The 13,308-nt window shown below is 72.6% G+C and carries 13 protein-coding genes and 1 pseudogene; 9 read left to right on the top strand and 5 right to left on the bottom strand.

The window, feature by feature from the left end:
• Positions 1-104: 104 nt before the first annotated feature.
• Both OJ962_RS33275 and OJ962_RS33280 read right to left on the bottom strand, forming a co-directional pair.
• Positions 105-1,091 carry an alpha/beta fold hydrolase gene (locus tag OJ962_RS33275; RefSeq protein ID WP_202958319.1) on the bottom strand — a complete coding sequence of 329 codons (987 nt, stop codon included), beginning with the start codon at positions 1,089-1,091 and terminating at the stop codon, positions 105-107.
• Between the two features lie 9 nt (positions 1,092-1,100).
• On the bottom strand, positions 1,101-1,997 hold the full coding sequence (locus tag OJ962_RS33280) for a homocysteine S-methyltransferase family protein (protein ID WP_202958318.1): 897 nt from the start codon (positions 1,995-1,997) through the stop codon (positions 1,101-1,103).
• A 94-nt stretch (positions 1,998-2,091) separates the two neighbouring features.
• Here OJ962_RS33280 and OJ962_RS33285 point away from each other — a divergent pair, with 94 nt between their 5' ends.
• Positions 2,092-2,601, top strand: a complete 510-nt coding sequence (locus OJ962_RS33285) for an adenylate kinase family protein (protein ID WP_202958317.1) — start codon at positions 2,092-2,094, stop codon at positions 2,599-2,601.
• Here OJ962_RS33285 and OJ962_RS33290 read toward each other — a convergent pair.
• The gene (locus OJ962_RS33290) at positions 2,598-3,533 is read right to left on the bottom strand and encodes a LysR family transcriptional regulator (RefSeq protein ID WP_202958316.1); all 936 of its coding nucleotides are present in this window, start codon (positions 3,531-3,533) and stop codon (positions 2,598-2,600) included. The two genes, OJ962_RS33285 and OJ962_RS33290, sit on opposite strands and share 4 nt — an antisense overlap.
• Before the next feature lie 71 nt (positions 3,534-3,604).
• On the opposite strand from OJ962_RS33290, the gene OJ962_RS33295 reads away from it, so the two are divergent.
• On the top strand, positions 3,605-3,883 hold the full coding sequence (locus OJ962_RS33295; protein ID WP_202958315.1) for a hypothetical protein: 279 nt from the start codon (positions 3,605-3,607) through the stop codon (positions 3,881-3,883).
• Here the strand turns inward: OJ962_RS33295 and OJ962_RS33300 are convergent.
• Positions 3,864-6,125 (bottom strand): xanthine dehydrogenase family protein molybdopterin-binding subunit, encoded by a 2,262-nt coding sequence (locus OJ962_RS33300; RefSeq protein ID WP_202958314.1) that lies wholly within the window; start codon positions 6,123-6,125, stop codon positions 3,864-3,866. The genes OJ962_RS33295 and OJ962_RS33300 overlap by 20 nt on opposite strands.
• Positions 6,126-6,219: 94 nt before the next feature.
• Here OJ962_RS33300 and OJ962_RS33305 point away from each other — a divergent pair, with 94 nt between their 5' ends.
• The 4 genes from OJ962_RS33305 to OJ962_RS33320 are packed head-to-tail and all read left to right on the top strand — an operon-like array spanning position 6,220 to position 11,358.
• On the top strand, positions 6,220-7,245 hold the full coding sequence (locus OJ962_RS33305) for an alpha/beta fold hydrolase (RefSeq protein ID WP_202958313.1): 1,026 nt from the start codon (positions 6,220-6,222) through the stop codon (positions 7,243-7,245).
• The gene (locus tag OJ962_RS33310) at positions 7,242-8,363 is read left to right on the top strand and encodes an alpha/beta fold hydrolase (protein ID WP_202958312.1); all 1,122 of its coding nucleotides are present in this window, start codon (positions 7,242-7,244) and stop codon (positions 8,361-8,363) included. The genes OJ962_RS33305 and OJ962_RS33310 overlap by 4 nt, the downstream gene beginning before the upstream one ends.
• Positions 8,350-8,994 carry a J domain-containing protein gene (locus OJ962_RS33315; RefSeq protein WP_202958311.1) on the top strand — a complete coding sequence of 215 codons (645 nt, stop codon included), beginning with the start codon at positions 8,350-8,352 and terminating at the stop codon, positions 8,992-8,994. Before OJ962_RS33310 ends, OJ962_RS33315 begins: the two co-directional genes overlap by 14 nt.
• Before the next feature lie 39 nt (positions 8,995-9,033).
• Positions 9,034-11,358 carry a bifunctional diguanylate cyclase/phosphodiesterase gene (locus OJ962_RS33320; protein ID WP_202958310.1) on the top strand — a complete coding sequence of 775 codons (2,325 nt, stop codon included), beginning with the start codon at positions 9,034-9,036 and terminating at the stop codon, positions 11,356-11,358.
• Between the two features lie 60 nt (positions 11,359-11,418).
• Here OJ962_RS33320 and OJ962_RS33325 read toward each other — a convergent pair whose 3' ends face one another.
• Positions 11,419-11,754 carry a hypothetical protein gene (locus OJ962_RS33325; RefSeq protein ID WP_202958309.1) on the bottom strand — a complete coding sequence of 112 codons (336 nt, stop codon included), beginning with the start codon at positions 11,752-11,754 and terminating at the stop codon, positions 11,419-11,421.
• Positions 11,755-11,902: 148 nt separating this feature from the next.
• Between OJ962_RS33325 and OJ962_RS33330 the strand changes: the two genes are divergently transcribed.
• The 3 genes and pseudogenes from OJ962_RS33330 to OJ962_RS33340 form a co-directional block, all read left to right on the top strand.
• On the top strand, positions 11,903-12,403 hold the full coding sequence (locus OJ962_RS33330; protein WP_202958308.1) for a hypothetical protein: 501 nt from the start codon (positions 11,903-11,905) through the stop codon (positions 12,401-12,403).
• Positions 12,404-12,479: 76 nt separating this feature from the next.
• On the top strand, positions 12,480-12,884 hold the full coding sequence (locus OJ962_RS33335) for a hypothetical protein (protein WP_202958307.1): 405 nt from the start codon (positions 12,480-12,482) through the stop codon (positions 12,882-12,884).
• A 165-nt stretch (positions 12,885-13,049) separates the two neighbouring features.
• Positions 13,050-13,308: pseudogene (locus OJ962_RS33340) on the top strand (hypothetical protein); the annotation flags it as partial.

Raw genomic sequence — 13,308 nt, forward strand, 5'->3', positions numbered from 1 at the left:
CGTGGCCGCGTAGACGAGCGCGCGCCGCGATCGTGGGGGGCGCACCCGTCGCGGCGGCGCGGCGCCCCGCTCCGCGCCGCCCCGCCACGCCTCCCCGCGCTCGGCTAGATCAGCCCGCGGCGCGCGGCGTAGGCGGCAGCGGCAGCGCGGGACGGCTGCGCGAGCTTGGCGCGGATGTTCGCGACGTGGCGGTGGACGGTGTGCGGGCTGAGGACCAGCCGCTCGGCGATCTCGGCGTCCGAGAGCCCGGCGCCGACCAGCGCGAGGACCTCGCGCTCGCGGGGCGAGAGCGCGTCGCCGGGCTCGGCCGGCTCGTCGAGCAGCGCGGCGAGCACCGGTGCGGGTGTGCCGAGCCAGGGCGGGTGCATCGCACCGTCGAGCGGGACGAAGCGGGCATCGGGAAGCCGCGCGGCCAGGTCGCGGCCGAGCGCGTACGGCACCGCGCGATCGTCGCGGCGGTGCATCACCAGCGCGGGCGCCGTGACGTGGGGCACGAGCGGGCGCAGGTCGGTCGCGTACACGGCCTCCAGCGTCGCCGCGGCCACGTCGGCCGAGGCGGCGGCGCGCTGCAGCGCCGTGATGCGCTCCCGCAACGCGGCGCTCGCGCCGGGCATCCAGACGTCGGCGAGCATCCGCGCCCCGGCGCCCCAGTGCGCGCGGACGGTCGCGACGATCGCGGCCCGCAGCTCCGGCGGCGCGATCCCGGCGCCGTCGGCGAACGCGCCGAACAACGCGAGCGAGCGCACGCGATCCGGGTGTTCTGCGGCGTACCGGAGCGCGGTGACCGCGCCGGCCGAGATGCCGAACACGTCGAACGCCGCCAGGCCGACGTGGTCGACGATCGCTGCGAGCGTCGTCCGGTCGTCCACCGGCGCGACCCGGTCGGACAGGCCCGTGCCGAGCCGGTCGTAGCGCAGCACCGTCCAGCGCTCGGCCAGCGAGGACATGAACGCCCGGTACTCCGGCTGCTCGAAGTCGCACTCGAGGTGGGAGACCCAGGGCGCGGGGACGACCAGCGGTGGCCCGTCACCGAGCGTCGCGTACGCGACGCGTCCGCCCGGCACCGCGCAGAAACGGATCTCCTGGTTCACGCACCCAACCTAAACGTGCCGGGCACCTTTGAGTTCGTCGGCGATGGCCGCGACGTGGCGGACGTCGGTCCCGCAGCAGCCGCCGACCACGTTCAGCGTCAACGGAAGCGTGGCGTAGCGCGCGGCGAGGTCGGCCGGGTCGCCCGCGTCCAGTTCCTCGGCCTCGTCGAGCTCCGCGTGCGACAGCGTGGAGGCGTTCGCGCGCACGCCGCGCACGCGTGATGCCCACGGCCCGTCGAGCACGGCCTCGAAGTGCGTCGGATGCGCGCAGTTGACCATGTAGTAGGCGGGCCACGCGGCGGCGTCGACCTCCGCGATCGCGTCGCCCAGCGCCTGCCCAGACGGCAGCCGCCCGTCCGTCTCGACCGTGAAGGAGATCACGGCCGGCAGCCCCGCCCGGGCGGCCGCCCGCACGATGCCGATCGCCTCGGCGGCGTAGGTCATCGTGATCGCGGTGACCATGTCGGCCGCGGCGAACGACCCGATCTGCACCGCGTGGTAGGCCTCGGCCTCCTCCGCGGTGAGCAGTGCAGTGGGGTTGTAGCCGTCGTCCGACGGCCCGACGCAGCCGCTGATCAGGACCCGCGGGTAGCGCTCGCGCAGCTCGGCCATGAGCTCGACCGCGCGCCGGTTGAGCTGATCCAGCTGCGCGTTCGAGTAGCCGAGCTCCTTCGCCCAGCGTGGTGAGGCGCGCCACGTCGGCGTCTCGGCCACGAAGCCCGCATCGTGCGCCGCGGCCAGCTCCACGAACGGCGTGTAGTAGCGCCGCAGCACCGCCAGCCCTTCCTCGTGCTCCAGCAGCGGGAACGCAGCGAACAGCGGCAGGTCGAGGCCTTCGTCGAAGATCAGGACGGTCTCGATCCCACCGTCGGTCAGGTACAGGTCGTCGGACAGGTGCGGGAGCATGCAGCGATCTTCCATCCCGCCCGCGCGGCGGCCAATGTGGATCACCACACACGCGGGTTCGAGCTGGCCGACAAGCCGCTAGGGTCGTTCACGAATGAGAGTGCTGATGCTCGCGCCGCCCGGCGGCGGCAAGGGAACCCAGGGCGTGCGGTTGGCCGAACACCTCGGGTGCGAGCACATCTCCTCCGGCGACCTGCTGCGCGCCGCGGTCGCCGGGGACACGCCGCTCGGCCGCGAGGTCGACGGCTACCTGCGGGCCGGCAAGCTCGCTCCGGACGCGCTGGTCACCGAAGCCATCCGCCCCATCCTGGCCACGCACGAGCACTACGTCCTCGACGGCTTCCCGCGCCGCCTCGCGCAGGCCGAGGGCGTGGACTTCGACGTCGTCGTCTTCCTCGACGTCCCGTTCGACGTCGTCAAGCGGCGCCTGCTCGACCGCGGCCGCGAGGACGACACGCCCGAGGTCATCGAGCAGCGCCTGCACGAATACACCGAGGACACGCTCCCGCTCGTCGACCACTACCGCGACGCCGGCGTGCTGGTGCGCATCGACGGCGACCGTCCCATGGACGAGATCGCCGCCGACCTGCGCGAGCGCCTCTAAGCGACGACCGACAGCGCCGGCCGCCCGGCCAGCGTGTGCGCCGCCGCGCGCAGCGAAGCGACCATGTGATCGACCAGCGGGCTGTCCTCCCCCGTGCGCACGGCGGCGAGGATCTGCCGGGCAGGCGCGCGGCCCCGGACCGGCAGCACGACCACGTCCGAGCGGGAGCTGATGAGTGCGAGCGTCGGGATCATGGCCACGCCGATCCCCGAGGCCGCCATCCCCTGCAGCGCCTGGTAGTCGTCGGACTGGAAGCGGACGTTGGGCTCGTAGCCCGCGCCGCGGAACGCGTTGAAGACGACGTTGGAGTCCGCGCACGTGCCGGTGGTCTCGGCGATCAGCCACGGCTCGTCGCACAGCTCCTCGAGCGTGATCGACGTGCGCGTGGCGAGCGGATGGTCGGCGGCGACCGCGATCCGCATCTCGTCGTCGGCGATCGGCAGATAGTCCACGCCGGCGCGCGGCGTGCTCGGCGACAGCGGCGACTGCACGATCGTGGCCACGTCGACGCGCCCGGACTGCAGCGCGTCCAGCGCGGGCTCCTCGTCGCACACCGTCAGCGCGAGCTCGGCTTCCGGCCGGCGCGCGCGCAGCTCGCGCGTCGCCGTCGGCAGCAGCCCCGCCGCGGCGGACGCGAACGCCGCCACCCGGACCTGCGCGCGCCCGATTCCGGCCGCCTCGCGCACCGCGTCCTCGGCGCGCTTCGCCGCGTTCAGCAGCGCCGACGCCTCGCGCACCAGCACCTCGCCCGCGGGCGTGAGCGTCACGCCGCGCGCGCTGCGCTCCAGCACGCGCGTGCCGAGCGCCGCCTCCAGCCGCGAGATGTGCTGGGACACCGCCGGCTGGGTGAAGTCGAGTGCCGCCGCGGCCTCACTGAAGGACCCGCGCACGGCGACCTCGCGAAAGGTCGTCAAGAGCTTCAGATCGAGCATTACGCGACATTATGCCAGAACCAGCAGATCATCATTGGACATGATCGCGGCGGTCCCGCACCATGCTTCCCATGTCCACCGTCATCCGCTTCGCCGACACCCACGACGCCGCCGCCCTGGCCCGCCTCGCCGCGCTCGACAGCTCCGTCGTCCCGACCGCCCCGCAGCTGATCGCGATCGAGGATGGTGCGCTCATCGCGGCCATCTCCGCCCGCGACGGAGCGGCCATCGCCGACCCGTTCTCGCGCTCCGCGGGTGCGGTCGAGCTGCTGCACCGCCGCGCGGCCCAGCTCAGCGCGAGCGACCGCCCGCGCCGAGCCGCGCTGCGTCTCAGCCCGCTGCCGCGCTGATCGCCTGCCAGACGCGCTGCGGAGTCGCGGGCATGTCGATGTTGCGCACGCCCATGTGCGACAGCGCATCGATCACGGCGTTCCAGGCCGCCGGCGTGGCGCCGATCGCGCCCGCCTCGCCGATGCCCTTCGCCCCCAGCGGGTTGCGGGGCGTCGGCGTCTGCGTGCGCTCGGTCTCGAAGTTCGGCAGGTCGCCGGCGCTCGGGATCGCGTAGGAGGCGAGGTTGGCGGTGACGTTGTTGCCGTCCTCGTCGAACGCGATCTCCTCGAACAGCGCCTGCGCGACGCCCTGGGCGATGCCGCCGTGGACCTGGCCCTCGACCAGCATCGGGTTCGCGATCCGGCCCGCGTCGTCGACCGTGATGTGGCGCACCAGGTCGACCATGCCGGTCTCCACATCCACCTCGACCACGGCCAGATGCGTGCCGAAGGGGTACGTCGCGTCCGGCGTCTCGAAGTCGTTCTCGGACTCGAGCCCGCCCTCGAAGCCCTCGGGCCGGCGCGCGGGGTCGGCCGCGGCGCGCGCGAGCTCGGCCCACGGGATCGCCGACGCAGGCGAGCCGGCGACGGCCAGGCCCTCGCCGTGGACGACCTGGATGTCGCCGGTGTCGGCCTCCAACAGGTGCGCGGCAAGCTTCTTGGCCTTCTCGAGCACGTCGTCGGTCGCGTTCTGGACGGCCGTGCCGCCGACCTGCAGCGAGCGCGAGCCCATCGTGCCCGCGCCGCGCTTGACCAGCTTGGTGTCGGACTGGACCACCTTGATGTCCCGCATCGGGATCCCGAGCGTCCCCGACACGAGCTGCGCGTACGAGGTCTCGTGGCCCTGGCCGTGTGAGGACGTGCCCGCGGTCACGAGCACCGTGCCGTCCTCCTGCACCGTGCACGTCCCGAGCTCGGAGCCGAACCCGGTCCACTCGACGTAGGAGCACAGGCCGAGCCCGAGCTGCTTGACGTCCCCGCGCTGGCGCCGCTGCGCCTGCTCGGCACGCAGCCCCTCGTAGCCCGCGTTGGCCAGGCAGTTGTCCAGCGCCGCCACGTACTCGCCCGAGTCGTAGTTGGCGCCCATGACGGTCTGATGCGGGAACTCGGTGATGAAGTTCTTGCGCCGCACCTCGGCCGGGTCCATCCCGATCTCGGCCGCGAACATGTCGATGGCGCGCTCCACCAGCGCCGTCGCCTCGGGGCGCCCGGCGCCGCGGTAGGCACCGATCGGCGTCGTGTTGGTGACCACGCAGTCGAAGTGGAAGTCGATCTTCGGGATCTCGTAGACGCCGCTCGACATCAGGCCGGTGAGCATCGGCATCAGCGCGGCGTCGGCGGGATAGGCGCCCGCGTCGGCGATCACGCGCACGCGCAGCCCGGTGACCTTGCCGTCGCGCGTGCCGCCGATCTCGACGTCCTGCACCTGCGCGCGCCCGTGCTGCATCTCGAGCATGGTCTCCGAGCGCGTCTCGACGTAGCGCACGGCGCGGCCCAGCTCCCGCGCGAGCGCGACGACCACGACCTGCTCCGGGTAGCACGCGATCCGGGCGCCGAAGCCGCCGCCGGTCGCGGTGGAGATGACGCGCAGCTGCTCCTTCTCGAGCCCGGTGGAGGCGCAGATCGTGCCCTGGTAGGCGTGCGGACCCTGCGAGGGCGTGTACAGGATGAAGCCGCCCGGGACGTCCGGGTCGGGCATGGCCAGCGCGGCGCTCGGCTCCATCGGCACGGCGGCGACGCGCTGGTTGACCAGGCGCGCGCCCACGCGCACCTCGGCGTCGGAGAGCGCGTCCTCGCCCGTCGGCCCGGTGGCCGCCAGGTTGCCGTTCGGCGCGTCCGGGAACAGCAGCGGTGCGTCGGCGTCGAGCGCCTTGGTCATGTCGACCAGCACCGGCAGGTCCTCGTAGTCGACCCACACGAGCTGGCTGGCGTCGACGGCCTGCGCGCGCGTCTCGGCGACGACCACGACGACCGGCTCGCCGACGAACCGCACGCGGCCGGACGCCAGCATCGGCCGGCGCATCTCCTCCGGCGTGTCCACCGGCGGACCCGCCGTGGGGAACGGGCCGAGGTTCAAGTCGGCCGCGGTGTAGACGCCGACGACCCCCGGCGCGGCCCTCGCCTCGTCGGCGTCGATGCTCGTGATCAGCCCGTGCGCGATCCCCGAGCGCACGAACACGGCGTACAGCGCGCCCTCGTTGCGCACGTCGTCGGTGTACGGCCGGGCACCGCGCAGGAACGGCGGATCCTCGACCCGCTTCACCGATGCTCCGTGACCCTCACCCGATCCGTTCACTGACGACATTGGCTCTCCTGTTCCCGGTGGATGGCGAACGTTATCCCTATAGGCTCGCGCGATGCGCTCCTCACGCATCGATACGGCCCGGCTCACGCTGCAGGTGCACGAGTCCGGACCCGAGGACGGCACGCCGGTCGTCCTGATCCACGGCAACCTCTCGACGGGCCGCTTCTATGAGCACCTGTTCGAGGACGCGCCGGAGCGCTACCGGCTGATCGCCCCGGACATGCGTGGGTTCGGGGACTCCGACCGCGCGCCGATCGACGCCACGCGCGGCCTGCGCGACTGGGCCGACGACGTGCACGCGCTGCTGCAGGCGCTCGGCACCACCGCTCCTCCCCACCTCGCCGGCTGGAGCACGGGCGGCGCGGCGATCGCCCACTACGCGATGGAGCATCCCGTAGCTTCTCTGACGTTCATCGACCCGGTCAGCCCGTACGGCTACGGCGGCGTGGCGCTCGACGGCACACCCCACTTCGACGACTTCGCGGGCTCCGGGGGCGGCACCGGCAACCCGGAGTTCGCCGCGCGCGTCGCGGCCGGGGACCGGTCAGAGGAAGGCGACACCGCCCCGCGGAACGTGATGAACACGTCCTACTGGCGCGTCGGACACCGCGAGCCGCCCAAGCGCGAGGAGCTGCTGCTCGGCGAGATCCTCAAGTCGCTCACGGGTGACGACGGCTACCCGGGCGACACGGCCACCTCCGAGCACTGGCCGGGCGTCGCGCCCGGCACGCGCGGCATCCTCAACGCGCTCTCCCCCAAGTACTGCAACTGGGCGGACATCGTCGACGTCGACCCCAAGCCCCCGATCCTGTGGACGCACGGCGCGCAGGACATCGTCGTGGCCGACGGGTCGCCGTGGGAGATGGGCACGCTCGGCTCGCTCGGCGTCGTCCCCGGCTGGCCCGGCGCGGACACGTTCCCGCCGCAGCCGATGGTCCAGCAGATCCGTGCCGTGCTCAGCGAGTACGAGGCGCGCGGCGGCCGCGTCGAGATGACCATCTACGAGGAGTCCGGCCACTTCCCGCCGCTGGACGCCCGCGAGCGCTGGGCGGCGCAGTTCTGGAGCTTCCTCGGATGATCCCGGGCCTGTTCGTCGCCGAGCACGAGTTCGAGGTCCCGCTCGACCACGGCGCGCCGGGCGAGACGATCACCGTCTTCGCGCGCGAGGTGGCCGACCCGGACGGGCGTGAGCGGCCGTGGCTGGTGTACCTGCAGGGCGGCCCGGGCTTCGAGTCCCCGCGCCCGACCGGCACGCCGCGCGGCCCCGGCTGGCTCGACCGGGCGCTGAAGGACTTCCGCGTCCTGCTGCTCGACCAGCGCGGCACGGGCCGCTCGACGCCGGCGGGAGGCGATGAGAGCGCCGAGTACCTGATCCACTTCCGCGCCGACAGCATCGTGCGCGACTGCGAGGTCATCCGCGAGGCGCTCGGCTCGGGGCCGTGGAGCGTGCTCGGCCAGAGCTACGGCGGCATCACGCTCCTCACCTACCTGTCGTTCGCGCCGGAGGGTCTGCGCGAGGCGTTCATCACGGGTGGCGTGCCCGGCATCGGCGTGCACGTGGACGACATCTTCAGCGCCACCTGGGAGCGCGTGCGCGAGCGCAGCCGGCGCTACTACGAGCGCTACCCCGAGGACCGCGAGCGGATGCTGGCGCTGCCCGACCGCTTCCGCTCACTCGGCAACTGGCTCGGCATGAGCGACGGCTTCGAGCGCGTGCACCACGTCCTCGAGCTCCCGCCGGACTCTCCCGCGTTCAAGGCGGACGCGCGCGATCCGCTCGGCCTCGAGCGCAACCCGATCTACGGGCTGCTGCACGAGGCGTGCTGGGCCGACGGCTTCGCGACCAACTGGTCGGCGCAGCGCGTGCGGCCCGAGATGCCGCCGGAGTACTTCACGGCCGAGCACATCCTGCCTTCGATGTTCGAGGGCGCGCGGCGCGCGACCGCCGACGCGCTCGCCGCCCACGAGTGGCCGCGGCTGTTCGACGAGGCCGTGCTGCGGGCAAACGAGGTCCCGGTGGCGGCGACGATCTACACCGAGGACCTCTACGTCGAGCGCCGGTTCGCGGAGCAGACGGCGGAGATGGTCCCGCGCATGCGCGCGTGGATCACCAGCGAGTACGACCACAACGGGCTGCGCGTCGACGGCGAGCGCATCCTCGACCGCCTGATCGACCTCGCCCGTGGCCGCGCCTGATCTGCGCGACCGGCTCGCGGAGCTCGAGATGGAGCACGCGACGCTCCAGAGCGAGCTGCAGGCCTTCCACGCCGAGTACCTCGCGCGGGTCGGCGTGATCGACGTGCAGGTGCAGGAGCTGCAGGCCAAGCTCGCGCGCGGGACGCCCGAAGCGGCGCGCGCCGAGCGGCGCTACCGCGAGACCACGACCGCGATGGCCTCCGTGCCGGTCGCCGCTCCGCCCCCGAGCGACGACCTCAAGACGCTGTTCCGGGACGCCGCCAAGCGCATCCACCCCGACCTGCAGGCGGACGCGGCCGGGCGCGAGCACGCCGAGGCGTTCATGAAGCAGCTCAACGCCGCCTACAGCAGGGGCGACGCGGAGGCGATCGGCAACCTCGTGCGCCAGTGGGAGACGTCCCCGTACGCGGTTCCCGTCGCGACGAGCGCGGGTCCCGCGCCGGCCCTGGCGGCGGCGGTCGAGCAGGCCGAGCAGCGGCTCGCCGAGGCGCGCGACTCCGACCTCGCCCGGCTGCTGGACCAGACGCTGATGGCCCAGATGCACGGGCGCGACCTGCTGCAGGAGCTGCGCTGGCAGGCCGAGGAGGCGCTCGCGGAAGCCCGCCTCCGGGTCGCCGCGATCGACAACTGACGATCAAGCGTCGCGGGGTTCAGCCGACTATCCGGGTCGGTGCCGAATCTGCGACGCAAGGCGATCTCACCCAAGGCCCGCACGTGGACGGCCTGGCTGCTGCTTGCCGTCTTCGTCCCGCTCGCCGGCACCACCGCGGGGCTGTGGCGCGCGCAGGTCAAGCGCCAGAACGACCAGGCGTTCAGCGCCCAGGCCGGCTCGATCGGCGCGTCGGTGACCACCGCGGTGCGGCGCATGGACGACCTCACGCTCGCGGCCCGCACGCTGCTCGGCTCGCGTCCCGAGATGACCGACGCCGAGTTCAAGCGCTGGTACCACTCGATGGACGTCGACCAGCGCTTCGCCGGCGTGGCCGGCTTCAGCTACGTGGAGCTCGTGCGCGAGCGCCGCACCGACGTCTACCCCGCCGGTGAGCGCCCGTACTACTGCCTGCCCAAGCTGAGCGTCGCTGGGCCGGGCATGGCGGAGACGCTCGACGAGCTGACCGTCCCGGGCCTTGATCTCTGCCAGCTCACCAAGCTGCTGGGCGAGACGCGCGACTCGGGCGAGTTCAGCGCGTTCGTCGTCACCTCCAGCCACGGCCACGAGATGTTCGAGGTGATCGCGCCGGTCTACGCGGGCGGCGGCGTGCCGCGCTCGCTGGACGCGCGCCGCGAGAGCGCGACGGGCTGGATCATCGGCCTGTTCGACGCCGAGCCGATCCTCGCCTCCGCCGTCTCGCGGCAGGGCGGCGTCGCCGTCAGCCTCGAGCGCGAGCACGCCGCCGTGCCCGAGTACCGCATCCCGACCGGTGCCGGCGCCGCGTTCCGGACCCTGTCGGAGACCATGCACAGCGCGTCGGTCGCGCGGTTCGGGCGGCCCGCGCGGGGCGATCGCGTCACCCAGCGCATGTCCGTCGAGGCCGACGGCCGCTGGACCGTGACGATCACCGGCGCCGAGCCGACCGGCATCGGCGACCCAGAAGTCCAGGCCACGGTGTGCCTGCTCGTCTGGCTCGCGCTCGGCCTGCTCGCGTTCGTGCTCATGCAGGTGCTCGCCCGCGGCCGCGCCCGCGCACTGAAGATGGTCGAGGAGAAGACCGGCCAGCTGCGCCACCAGGCGCTGCACGACGCGTTGACCGGGCTGCCGAACCGCGCGTTGATCATGGACCGCACCGAGCAGATGCTGCGGAAGGCGCGCCACGCCGGCACCGAGGTCTCGGCCATGTTCATCGACCTCGACGGCTTCAAGGGCGTCAACGACACGTTCGGCCATCCCGCCGGCGACGAGCTGCTGTGCGTCGTCGCCGCGCGGATCTCCAGCGTCCTGCGCGAGACCGACACGATCGGCCGCCTCGGCGGCGACGAGTTCGTCGTGCTCGTCGAGGGCGGCGCGGAGAAGATCGCCGGCCGCATCGTGCGCGTGCTGCAGGAGCCCTTCGACCTCGGCACCGGCAGCCCGATCACGATCACCACCAGCATCGGCATCGCCACCGGCGACCGCGACGCCGCCAAGGACCTGCTGCGCGACGCCGACATCGCCCTGTATGAGGCCAAGGGCGCCGGCCGCAACCGCTACGCCGAGTTCCGCCACGAGATGCACATCGCCGCCCACGAGCGGCTCGAGCTCGAGTCCGACCTGCGCAGCGCGCTCGCCCGCAGCGAGCTCTTCCTCGTCTACCAGCCGATCATCTCCTTCCAGACCGGCGAGGTCCCCGCCGCCGAGGCGCTGCTGCGCTGGCAGCACCCGACCCGCGGCCTGATCCCGCCCGCCGAGTTCATCGCTCTGGCGGAGGAGTCGGGCGTGATCGTCGACATCGGCGCCTGGGTCCTGGAAACCGCCTGCGAGCAGGCCGCCCAGTGGTTGGACGCCGGCACGCCGATCCGCATCTCGGTCAACGTCAGCGCGCGCCAACTCGACGACCCGGGGCTCACGCGCACGGTCGCTTCCGCGCTGCGCCGCTCCGGCCTGGACCCGGACCTGCTGTCTCTGGAGATCACCGAGACGGCGCTGATGCGCGACGCCGAGTCCGCCGCCGCGACCCTGCGCGAGCTGCGCGCGTCGGGCGTCCGGATCGCGATCGACGACTTCGGCACGGGCTACTCGTCCTTGGCCTACCTGCAGCAGTTCCCGGTCAACGCGCTGAAGATCGACCGCACCTTCATCTCCGCGTGCGACACCCACGACCCGCTGATCGCGACCCTGGTCCAGCTGGGCCGCAGCCTCGGGCTGGTCACGATCGCCGAAGGCGTGGAGGACGAGACCCAGCTGGAGCGCCTGCGCGAGCTCGGCTGCGACCACGGCCAGGGCTACCTGTTCGCGCCGCCCCTGGAGGTCGCGGCGCTCGAACGGTTGCTGGCGGAGCACTCGCCCGCCTTCGCCTGAGCCTCGCCTGCCCCGCCGGGCCGTAGTCCTCCGAAGCGGAAGGCGATGGCGAGCCAGCGGTCACGTTGATCGGCGAAGGTCCGCCCGGATCGCGAGGTAGACCGCAGACACGAGCGGCAGGATCGTGAGCAACCCCAAGATCAGCGCTGAGACAGGATCGATGTCCAGAGCTACCGAGCACCCGGCTTCCGGCGGCTCGCAGCCTCCGTAGAGCAGCAGCGCTGCGTCGATCGCGACGTAGATGACGAACGCGAGGCCGCCCGGGACGACCAGGGTGCCGATGACCTTGTCGCGCAGGGTCCACGCCCGTGAGCGCCACAACAGCACCACGCCGACGACCCATACGAGCGGCAGCAGCGTGACCGTCGCCCATTCCCGTCCGCTTCGCCGCTTCATGCCGGCGGCAATGTAGCCGCAGCGACGGTTGGTCGGCGACTCGCCGGTGAACCGCTCGAGGAGGCGTCGTCACTCTGCGCGTCAGTCGGCAGCCGTTCACCAACTGCCCGGAGTATCTGGACACCGACCCGGGCACTTTCACTGAAGCATGCGACTCCTCATCGTGCTCACATGCGTCCTCGCCGGAAGCGTGGCGCTGCCCTCGCAGGCCCAGGCCGGCCTGCGCCCCTGGCTGACCCTCAAGGGCATCGACGGCTATGAGCGCAAGTTCCGGATGATGAACTGCAAAGAGCCCAACAAGCGCTACGGCGGAACGTCGGTCGTGCTCAGCGGCAAGACCCGAGGCAACCTGCGCATCCAGATCATCGCGCGCGACACGCCCGGCACGCCAGGCCGGCTGCAGATCTGGAACGGCGACAAGCCCAAGCGCGGCAACGGCATCTTCGGTTCGGTCACGAAGGTGCGACTGGGCGGCGGCGACGACGAGAACGAGAAGCTGCGGGTGGAAGGCGCGTTCACCGGCGGCGGCCCGACGGGGTCGTGGGTGTTGACCGGTCGCTGCGGCTGCCCGGGCACGTGCAACGGCATCCCCGACAGGGACGGCGACGGCATCCCTGACGACCAGGACGGCCGACGCGGGCGCGCATAGACGTCCTTCGACGCGGTCGAGCCGGTTCGCGACGCACGCGGCGTCGTGCAGCGACCGAGCGGGTACAGGGCCGGTCGTGTTCTTCCTGCTCACCTTGGCGCGCCTGCCGACGACCACGGCCGGCCGCGTCGCGATGCCGGTGGTGTGGGCTGCTGCGGCCGCCTCTGCGTCCGCGACCGAGAGCCGGTCACTGGCCGTGATGGCGCCGCTCGGGTTCATCGTGCTGTTGCACGGCTGGGCGACCCTGACGAATTGGGGAGGAACCTGGGATCGCGTGGTCGAGGCGGAACGCCGGCGCGACGAGGCGGGCGCTGCGCATCCGCTCGGGAGGACTCGCGCCGGTCGTGCGGTTCGCATGTTCAACCGACAGGACGATCAGGTCTCTCGCGGGCTCTCCGGCGCCATGGCGCTGATCATCGGCCCGATCTTCATCGTGCTTGGGGTGCTCGCCTTGATCGGGGTCTTCCGGCCCGTCACGTGAAGCTCACCGGCGGGAGTCGGTCACGGGAGCGCCTTCCGGATCCGGCAGTTCCGCCCCAGAAGGCCGTGAGAGCCTCAGTGACCGGCCCCGGCGTCTCCTCCGGCCACCAGTGGCCCACGCCCTCCGGATGCCGATCCTCGCGCCCGCTTGTTGCGCTGCCCATTCGTGCTGGGCGAGCGTCCCGCTGGCACGCTCGAAGTCATCGAGGGCGGTGTGGGAGAGCCGCAGGCCGGTCCGTGGCGGGTCGAAGCGTTGAGCGCGTTCGCTGCGCTCGTGCTCGACGTGGCCGGGCCGAAGGACGGTCGCCCGCCGATCGTCGCCATCGATGGCCGCAGCGGCGGGGGCAAGACGTCCCTCGCGCATCGGCTCGCCGGGGCGGTGTCGCACGCCGCGGTCGTGCATACGGACGACGTCGCGTGGTGGC

It is taken from the genome of Solirubrobacter deserti (genome assembly GCF_027587175.1).
In the GTDB taxonomy this organism is placed as follows: Bacteria; Actinomycetota; Thermoleophilia; order Solirubrobacterales; family Solirubrobacteraceae; genus Solirubrobacter; species Solirubrobacter deserti.